11 protein-coding genes and 1 pseudogene are annotated in these 8330 nt (G+C 60.7%); 10 read left to right on the plus strand and 2 right to left on the minus strand.

Translation table 11 applies throughout. The features are described from left to right. Positions 1-66 precede the first annotated feature (66 nt). The 10 genes from JFT80_RS24760 (at position 67) to JFT80_RS07165 (ending at position 6907) form a co-directional block, all read left to right on the plus strand. Positions 67-363, plus strand: a complete 297-nt coding sequence (locus JFT80_RS24760; protein ID WP_274610163.1) for a lipocalin-like domain-containing protein — start codon at positions 67-69, stop codon at positions 361-363. Between the two features lie 16 nt (positions 364-379). After that, a complete protein-coding gene (locus JFT80_RS07130; protein WP_201147391.1) occupies positions 380-1210 on the plus strand; it encodes an alpha/beta fold hydrolase in 831 nt (276 codons plus the stop codon). 44 nt (positions 1211-1254) lie between these two features. Continuing rightward, positions 1255-1395 carry an FAD-dependent oxidoreductase gene (locus tag JFT80_RS23925; RefSeq protein ID WP_242482827.1) on the plus strand — a complete coding sequence of 47 codons (141 nt, stop codon included), beginning with the start codon at positions 1255-1257 and terminating at the stop codon, positions 1393-1395. A gap of 17 nt (positions 1396-1412) precedes the next feature. Beyond that, a complete protein-coding gene (locus tag JFT80_RS07135) occupies positions 1413-2384 on the plus strand; it encodes an FAD-dependent monooxygenase (protein ID WP_242482828.1) in 972 nt (323 codons plus the stop codon). 13 nt (positions 2385-2397) lie between these two features. After that, on the plus strand, positions 2398-3186 hold the full coding sequence (gene dmpE, locus JFT80_RS07140) for a 2-oxopent-4-enoate hydratase (RefSeq protein WP_207187730.1): 789 nt from the start codon (positions 2398-2400) through the stop codon (positions 3184-3186). A gap of 58 nt (positions 3187-3244) precedes the next feature. After that, positions 3245-3460 carry a hypothetical protein gene (locus JFT80_RS07145; protein WP_201147392.1) on the plus strand — a complete coding sequence of 72 codons (216 nt, stop codon included), beginning with the start codon at positions 3245-3247 and terminating at the stop codon, positions 3458-3460. 55 nt (positions 3461-3515) lie between these two features. Next, entirely contained in the window at positions 3516-4454 is a 939-nt protein-coding gene (locus tag JFT80_RS07150) for an acetaldehyde dehydrogenase (acetylating) (RefSeq protein WP_201147393.1), read from the plus strand. Between the two features lie 10 nt (positions 4455-4464). After that, positions 4465-5484: a 4-hydroxy-2-oxovalerate aldolase gene (gene dmpG, locus JFT80_RS07155; protein WP_201147394.1), complete on the plus strand. Its 1020-nt coding sequence runs from the start codon at positions 4465-4467 to the stop codon at positions 5482-5484. Positions 5485-5631: 147 nt separating this feature from the next. Further along, a complete protein-coding gene (locus tag JFT80_RS07160) occupies positions 5632-6201 on the plus strand; it encodes an MFS transporter (RefSeq protein ID WP_201147395.1) in 570 nt (189 codons plus the stop codon). A 10-nt stretch (positions 6202-6211) separates the two neighbouring features. After that, positions 6212-6907 carry a hypothetical protein gene (locus JFT80_RS07165; protein WP_201147396.1) on the plus strand — a complete coding sequence of 232 codons (696 nt, stop codon included), beginning with the start codon at positions 6212-6214 and terminating at the stop codon, positions 6905-6907. On the opposite strand, the gene JFT80_RS25385 is transcribed toward JFT80_RS07165, so the two are convergent. Then, positions 6829-7692, minus strand: a complete 864-nt coding sequence (locus JFT80_RS25385; protein WP_374091332.1) for a methyl-accepting chemotaxis protein — start codon at positions 7690-7692, stop codon at positions 6829-6831. The genes JFT80_RS07165 and JFT80_RS25385 overlap by 79 nt on opposite strands. A gap of 39 nt (positions 7693-7731) precedes the next feature. Next, positions 7732-8259: pseudogene (locus JFT80_RS25390) on the minus strand (methyl-accepting chemotaxis protein); the annotation flags it as partial. Positions 8260-8330 lie beyond the last annotated feature (71 nt).

An 8330-nucleotide genomic window follows, 5' to 3' on the forward strand; every position in this document is an offset into this window, starting at 1 on the left:
AGCTGCCGATGGGTGAGTCTCTGCAGGGATTCATTCAGTACACCCAAAGGCGGTCACATGGCTTGCATGATCGCCAGAACCGAGCGGGCCAGTTTCGAAAGCGGTGGCCAATGGAATGCCAGCGACAGCGAAAAGGCGACGGCCTATTCCAGCATGCTGGCCTATGGCGGTCGCTACGAGGTCAACGATGACGTGATCACCCATTACGTCGATATCAGCCTGTTTCCCAATTGGGTGGGTGGCGCGCAGAAACGCCGCTTTGAAGTCAACGCCAACGGTACTCTGACCTTGAGTGCACGCCTGGAAGAAGGCACCCCTCAAGCCCGCAGTGCACGCCTGGTCTGGCGGCGTGCCGACGTTTGAACACGGAGAGACAACCATGAATAACTCACTTAATCCTGAGATCGGCCAGGCCATCCAGACCGGTTCAATCGTGACCAACTACCACGATATCGGCAGCGGCGAACCTGTGTTGCTGCTGCATGGCTCCGGCCCTGGTGTCAGTGCCTGGGCCAACTGGCGCCTGAGCATCCAGAGCCTCAAGGGCGACTTCCGTTTGTTGGCGCCCGACCTGGCGGGCTTCGGCTTCTCCCAGACACCGGCGGACATCGTCTATTCACGCCAGCTCTGGCTGGATCAACTGGTCGATTTCCTTGATGCGCTGGATGTGCAGAAGGTCAATGTGATCGGCAACTCGTTTGGCGGCTCCATGGCGTTGGCCCTGGCCATCCATTATCCGGAGCGAGTCAACAAGCTGATCCTGATGGGCAGCGTAGGCGTGCCTTTCGAACTCACACCCGGCCTGGATGCGGTGTGGGGCTACGAGCCGTCGCAAGAAAATATGCGCTCGATCATGCGCATCTTTGCCTACGACCAGAAGCTGGTCGGTGACGACCTGGTGCGCATGCGTTATGAGGCGAGCAAGCGGCCCGGCGTACAGGAAGCCTATTCGGCAATGTTCCCCGCGCCGCGCCAGCGCTGGGTCGAGGCGATGGCCCATGGCGAGGCGGAAATTCGCGGTATCGCTCACCAGACGCTGTTGGTTCATGGCCGCGACGACAAGGTGATCCCGCTGTCCACCTCGCTGACCCTGCAGCAATGGATCGACGACAGCCAACTGCATATCTTCGGGCGTTGTGGCCACTGGACGCAGATCGAGCACGCCGCTGCGTTCTGCCAACTGGTGATGAATTTCCTCAAGGCCGCCTGACCGGGTCGCCTGGCCGAACAAGAACAAAAACAAGGAATCCCGCAATGACTCAAACCGTACAAAAAGCGCTGATTGTCGGCGCCGGTACCGCCGGAATGTCCGCCGCCATCACCTTGCGGCGTATCGGCATCGAAGTCGACATGATCGACATCAACCCGAACTGGGGGCACTCGGTGCAGGGCTGACCATCACCGGACCGACCTTGCGTGCGCTGCATCAGCTTGGCGTTTATTCGGACATGGTCGATGAAGCCTATGTCGGCGAAGGCATCCAGATCTGCAACACCCAGGGTGAGCCACTTCGCACGCTGGAGACGCCCATGCCGGCGGACAGCCTGACCGAAAGCAGTGGCGGCATCATGCGTCCGGTCCTGCATGGGATCCTCGCTCGGCGTGTGCGTGCCACCGGGACGGAAATCCGCCTGGGGCTTTCCGTCGAGGCATTTGAACAGGACGACAGCGGCGTCAACGTGACCTTCAGCGATGGCAGCCAGGGACGTTACGACATCGTGCTCGGCGCCGATGGCGTGTTCTCCCAGGTGCGCGGGCTGATCATGCCCGATGCACCAAAACCCGAGTACACCGGTCAGAGCTGCTGGCGCCTGTTTCTGGAGCGACCGGCCAGCATCAAGCGTCGCACCTACTTCCTCGGCGGGCCGTACAAGGTCGGTTTTTCCCCGGTGTCAGCGACGCATATGTACATGTTCCTGCTCGAGCGTACGCCGCAGGTGTTTATCGAACCGGCAGACTTCCACCGTGAGCTGGCCAAGCGTCTGGAGAGTTACGGCGGGGTTTTGGCCGAGGTCCGGGATTCGCTCAGCGAACAGGACATTCCGGCAATCAACTTCCGTCCCCTCGAGATTTTCAGCTTGCCGGCCCCTTGGTATCGCGGGCGAGTCCTGCTGATCGGCGATTCGGCGCATCCGACCACGCCACAACTGGCCTCCGGCGCTGGCATGGCCATTGAAGATGCATTGGTGCTGGCTGAAGAACTGCAGCGTGCCGATGGCGTAGAGCCGGCATTTGCCCGCTTTATGAAACGCCGCGAGGCGCGCTGCCGCCTGGTCACTGAGTCCTCGATGGAGCTTGGCCGTCTGGAACAAGTGCGCGCGCCGGTCGAGGAGCAGACCAAGGTGGTCGAACAGGCACTGCTGATTTTGAGCGAGCCCATTTAAGCGGGAGTTTCCAATGACTATTCACGATTCGCTGCTGCAAACAATCAGCCTCGAGCTGTACAACGCCCAACGCCAGGCCGAGGCCATTACGCCGCTCACTGAGCGTTACCCCGAGCTGACCCTCGTACAGGCCTATGGAATTCAGCAGCATCTGATAGCCCGGCGCATGGATGATGGCGAGCGGGTGGTCGGCAAGAAAATCGGAGTGACCAGCCAGGCGGTAATGAACCTCTTGGGTGTCGGTCAACCGGACTTCGGCATCCTCACCGATGCCATGACGGTGAACTCCGGCGAAGCCATCGCCACGTCCTCGCTGATCCAGCCCAAGGCCGAGGGCGAGCTGGCTTTTGTGCTCAAGCACGACCTCATGGGGCCGGGTATCACAGTGGCCGACGTGTTGCGCGCCACCGAAGGTGTGATGGTCTGCTTCGAGATTGTCGACTCCCGTATCCAGGACTGGAAGATCAAGATTCAGGACACCGTGGCGGATAACGCTTCCTGCGGAGTTTTTGTGCTCAGCGACCGTTTGGTGCCGCTGGATGATGTTGATCTGCAACTGTGCGGTATGGTCCTGGAGAAGAATGGCGAGATCGTCGCCACAGGGGCAGGGGCGGCCAGTATGGGCTCGCCTGCGGTAGCGGTTGCCTGGCTGGCCAACACCTTGGGGCATTTGGGTGTGTCGCTGAAGGCTGGCGAGGTGATTCTGTCAGGCTCCCTCGGTCCGATGATACCGGTCAAGGCCGGCGACAACCTGCGGGTCTCCATCGGTGGTGTCGGTAGCTGTTCGGTCCGCTTCAGCTAACGCTGACGGGCTGCAAGCCATAACGCTTGGCACTTCAAAAACAATAAGGAGAGAAGGTATGGGCTTCGTACTGAAAGAGTCGATCCTGGCCGGAATCATCGGCGGCATCATCGCCGCAATTCTTGCCTTCAGCGTCAATCAGTTTCTGGTGCCGTTCCCGCAAAGCATCCTGGACAACTCGTTGGGTAATGGCATCAGCGGTTTCGTCAGTGGCCTGCTCAGCGGCTTCGTCGGCGTTTATCTGGTACTGCGCAAAGTCGCCAAGAACCCCTAGACACTCAGGGTCGGCTCCCATCGGCCGGCCCTTCATGCACGGCTGGAGCTCTGCCATGAACAACAAATATAAAGTCGCCATCGTCGGTTCCGGCAACATCGGCACCGACTTGATGATCAAGATCTTGCGCAACGCCAAACATCTGGAAATGGCGGTCATGGTCGGCATCGACCCGGGCTCCGACGGCCTGGCCCGCGCCCAGCGCATGGGCGTGGCGGTCACCCATGAAGGGGTTGAAGGCCTGACCCGCATGGACGTGTTCAAGGAAATCGACTTCGTCTTCGACGCGACCTCGGCGGGTGCCCACGTAAAGAACGATGCGTTTCTGCGCTCGATCAAACCCGGCATCCGCCTGATTGATTTGACACCCGCCGCCATCGGTCCGTACTGCGTGCCGGTGGTCAATCTGGAGCAGAATCTCGACCAACTCAACGTCAATATGGTCACCTGCGGTGGCCAGGCGACCATCCCGATGGTCGCGGCCGTGTCACGCGTGGCGAAGGTGCACTACGCAGAAATCGTCGCTTCGATTGCCAGTAAATCTGCGGGCCCCGGCACCCGCGCCAACATCGACGAGTTCACTGAAACCACCTCCAAGGCCATCGAAGTGATTGGCGGTGCGGCCAAGGGCAAAGCGATCATCGTGATGAACCCGGCCGAACCGCCGTTGATGATGCGCGACACCGTGTTCGTGCTGTCCGAAGCCGCCGATCAGGCTGAGATCGAAGCGTCCGTCGAAGAGATGACCGCCGCGGTAGAAGCCTACGTGCCGGGCTATCGCCTGAAGCAAAAGGTGCAGTTCGACGTCATCCCTGAAGACGCTCCGCTGAACATTCCTGGCTTGGGCAAGTTCTCGGGCCTGAAAACTTCGATCTTCCTAGAAGTCGAAGGCGCCGCCGATTACCTGCCGGCTTACGCCGGCAATCTCGACATCATGACGTCCGCAGCCTTGGCCACCGCCGAGCGCATGGCGCAGTCGATGCTGAACGCCTGAGGAGACCGACATGACTTTCAACCCCGGCAAAAAACTCTACATCTCCGACGTGACCCTGCGCGATGGTAGCCATGCCATTCGTCACCAGTATTCGCTGCAGAACGTGCAGGACATCGCTCGCGCGCTGGACAAGGCCAAGGTCGACTCGATCGAAGTCGCCCACGGTGACGGTCTGCAAGGCTCGAGCTTCAACTATGGCTTCGCCGCGCACACCGACCTGGAATGGATCGAAGCCGCCGCCGATGTCATCACTCACGCCAAAATCACTACCTTGCTGTTGCCCGGCATCGGCACGGTGCATGACCTGAAAGCGGCCTTCAACGCCGGTGCCCGGGTGGTGCGCATCGCCACCCATTGCACCGAGGCCGATGTGTCGAAGCAGCACATCGAATACGCCCGCGAGCTGGGCATGGACACCGTCGGTTTCCTGATGATGAGTCACATGATCCCGGCTGAGCAGTTGGCCGCACAAGCCAAGCTGATGGAGAGCTACGGCGCCACCTGCGTGTACATGGCCGACTCCGGTGGCGCGATGAACATGCAGGACATACGTGACCGTTTCCGTGCCTTCAAGGCGGTGCTGAAACCGGAAACCGAAACCGGCATGCACGCCCACCACAACCTGTCGCTTGGCGTGGCCAACTCGATCACCGCCGTCGAGGAAGGCTGCGACCGCATCGACGCCAGCCTCGCGGGCATGGGCGCGGGTGCCGGTAACGCGCCGCTGGAAGTGTTCATCGCCGCCGCCGAGCGCCTGGGCTGGAATCATGGCACTGATCTGTACACGCTAATGGATGCCGCCGATGACATCGTGCGTCCGTTGCAGGATCGCCCGGTGCGAGTCGATCGCGAGACGTTGGCGCTGGGTTATGCCGGGGTCTATTCGAGTTTCCTGCGCCACGCCGAAATCGCGGCCGCGAAGTACGGCCTGAAAACCCTCGACATCCTCGTCGAACTGGGCAAACGGCGCATGGTGGGCGGTCAGGAAGACATGATCGTCGATGTCGCGCTGGACCTGCTCAAGCGCTGATCCTTGCCCCTCGACCTTGGAGCGAGCTTGCTCGCGATAGACCTGAGCACGACGCGTTTATCCCGCAAACACGCGTGATCGTTAAAGTCCATCGCGAGCAAGCTCGCTCCTACAAGGGTCCCTTCCTTCAAACATTGAGTCCTCTCCTTGAACACCACGACCCTCGCTCAACGCCCTCTCTCTGTACCTCTGATGTTTCTGCTTGGCAGCCTGGCGGCTATCGCACCGCTTTCCACTGACATTTATCTGCCGGCGTTCGCCATGATCCGCCAGGACATTGGTCTGGCCGCTGGCGAGGTGGAGCTGAGTTTTTCGTCCTATTTCATTGGCATGTTAATTGGCATGCTTTGCTATGGACCGGTGAGCGATCGGGTCGGACGCAAGCAACCGCTATTGATCGGGCTGGGTCTTTACGTGGTGGCCAGTGCCGCAATCACGCAGGTCGACGGTCTTTCAGGTCTGGTGTGCTGGCGTTTTCTCCAGGGCTTGGGTGGCTGTGCCGGTGCGGTGCTGACCTTTGCCATCATTCGTGACCGCTGCGATCTGTCGCAAAGTGCGCAGAACATTTCCACGCTCATCCTGATCATGGGCGCAGCGCCGATCATGGCGCCCCTGCTGGGCGGCTGGCTCATGGCGCTGGCAGGCTGGCGCTGTGTGTTCACCGCGTTGACCCTGTTCGGCGTTTTGCTGTTTATTTATGCGTTCGTGGTAGCTTGAAGAACCGCCGATGGCCCGGCATGTCGGCGGTGGAGTGCGAGCCGTGTTGAGCGAATACCGCGAACTGCTGAAAGCCAGCCAATTCATGACTTTCGTGTTGATCCAGGCGCTTGTCATGGGGTGCATGTTCAGCTACATCATCGGCTCGCCATTTGTGCTGATGGAGGTTCACGGTATTGCGCCAGGCGCCTTCGGCTACTTCTTTGGTGCCAATGCGATGGGTGTCATGGTTGCAGGGCAGCTCAACCGAGCCCTGTTGAAGCGTTTCACGCCGGTCGAAATACTGGGCAAGGCGCTGTGGTTGCCGTTCTTCGGCGGCACTTTATTGGTGATTGATGCCCATCTATCCGCCAGCAGCCTGTGGTTGGTACTACCAGGGTTCTTCATTGCAGTGTGCAGCGTAGGGTTCGTCAATCCTAATGCGTCGGCACTGGCCATGGCCGACCAGGGGCGCCGTGCGGGCAAGGCATCAGCGATCCTCAACGGCGCCATCTTCGCCGGGGGCATGCTTGCCGGTCTACTACTCAACCTGTGCTACACCGGCACCACCGCGCCGGTGGCCTGGCTGATCTACTTCCAGCGCATTGCTGGCGGTGTTTGTCGGCCGTCGCCTTTGAGTCTCGCTTTTCACGTACGAAACCCGGACACCGCAGCATTTAGAGTGCTGCCCACCAGACCCAGCTCGCGTACCGCACCTTCCAGATGAATACTCGCCGTGCCACTGTGTTCGGCGATTGCTCGCACCCGTGCCATGCTGTCACCGACCTGACCGGCCACGGCGCTTTGTTGCTCGGCTGCTGCGGCGATTTGCTGGCTCATCTGTTCGACCGTAGAAACTGAGGCGCTGATGGCCTGAAGCGCCTGTGAGACCTGTGCGGCCAACGACACGCTGGCGCGGGTCAGCTCCTGACTGCCTTGCAGGCGTTCCGAGGCCTCCGCGCTGACGTGTCGTAATTGATCGACGATGTTGGCAATCTCTTCGGTTGCGTTCCGGGTTCGCCGGGCCAGGCTACGCACCTCGTCAGCCACCACTGCAAAGCCACGGCCATGCTCGCCCGCTCGCGCCGCCTCGATGGCGGCATTGAGCGCCAGCAGATTGGTCTGCTCGGCCAATGCGTTAATCACCTCAAGCACCCGGCCCACTGCGCCACTTTCTTGCAGCAGGCGCTGCATCGCCTCGCTGCAACCGGTCATCTCATCTGCAAGGTGGTCGATGCGATGGCTGGCTTGACGCACCAGTTCATCGCCGCGCCGGGCTTCAAGTTTGGCGTGTTGCACGGCCTCACAGGCCTCGCTGGCATTGCGTGTGACATCTTCGGCGGTGGCAGTCATTTGTTGCATGGCCGTGGCGGCCAGCTCGGTTTCGGCATTCTGTTGTTCGACACCTTGGGTGGTTCGCTCAGCCACCTGGACCACATCATCGGCGGTGCGATTGAGCGTTCCAATATCCTGGGCGATGCGCCCGACCAGCGCGCGCAAGCTATTGAGCATGCCGCCGACGCTGGTCAGCAGTTGGCCGAGTTCATCACGCCGGGAGTGGGACTGCGGCTCGGCGGTCAAGTCGCCGGCGGCGATCCGTCGGGTCAGTGCCAGCGCTTGATTCAACGGCCGCAGGATCAGTTGGCGAATCAACACGGCCGCACCAATACCCAGGGTCAGCGAGACGAGTACAATTGCACCCAGCAGTTGCGTGACCTGTTGGTTGATTTGGTGCCAGGCCTGTTCTTGCGCATCACTCACTGCTTCGAGGCGTGCGCCGACTTGCACGCTGGCATCGTTCATTGCCACCTGGCTCTGGGTGGCACGTTCACGGCTGGCCACGAAGTGTTCGAATGCTTCGCGGTACCCGGCCAGTGCGGCGTTGGCCTGGCGCAGCGAATCCTGCTCGCTGCCGTTCAACTGGCGGGCCAGGCTATCCAGATAGGTGAGCAGCTCGGTCATTCGGGTTTCCCAGTCATCGCGGGCGCTCGGGCTGTTTTCATGGGCGAAGTACAGTTCGCTGTCGCGCAAGCTGGACAGCTTGTCGCGCAGCATTGAGGTCTGCTCCAGCAACGTCATGTGTTCCTGTGATGCCGGTTGAGTGTGTTCGGCGAAATCGTTGAGCACGTCGAGCTGATCGAGCAGCACGG

Source organism: Pseudomonas sp. TH10, from assembly GCF_016651255.1.
Classification (GTDB): Bacteria; Pseudomonadota; Gammaproteobacteria; order Pseudomonadales; family Pseudomonadaceae; genus Aquipseudomonas.